Annotated in this window: 1 protein-coding gene; it reads right to left on the bottom strand. The window is 65.3% G+C overall.

Annotated features, from left to right (window positions below):
• On the bottom strand, nucleotides 1–326 hold a 326-nt coding region (locus P0G09_RS16660), incomplete at both ends, for a DUF6273 domain-containing protein (protein WP_275253220.1).

The following is a 326-nucleotide window of genomic DNA, read 5'->3' as shown; positions in this document are numbered from 1 at the left end:
GCCGCAGACGTGGTCGCCGCTCAGGCCGACCTCAGTGCAGGACAGAGGAAAGATCTTGTCCGTGCAGGTCTCCGTCCCGCCGCCGTCTGAGGAGCTCTTGCCGACCGTGATGGTGGTGTTCAGCAGAGCTGCCCGCTCGTTGGCGGTGAAGGCGTTCAGAAAACCGGCGAGGCCACTGTACGGGTTGACGCCGTTCCAGTCGTGGGAGGAGTCCGGCGTCTGGTCTGCGGAGTGCTGCGCGGTGTACCACTGGCCGGCAGCCGCGGGGCTGTTGAGCCACTGGCGTAGGTTCGAGTAGATGTAGCGGTTGTTGCCGTAGTTGCGGC

Source organism: Faecalibacterium sp. DFI.5.82, assembly GCF_029076575.1.
GTDB classification, from domain to species: Bacteria; Bacillota; Clostridia; order Oscillospirales; family Ruminococcaceae; genus Faecalibacterium; species Faecalibacterium duncaniae.
This window is presented reverse-complemented; position numbering and strand designations above follow the sequence as displayed.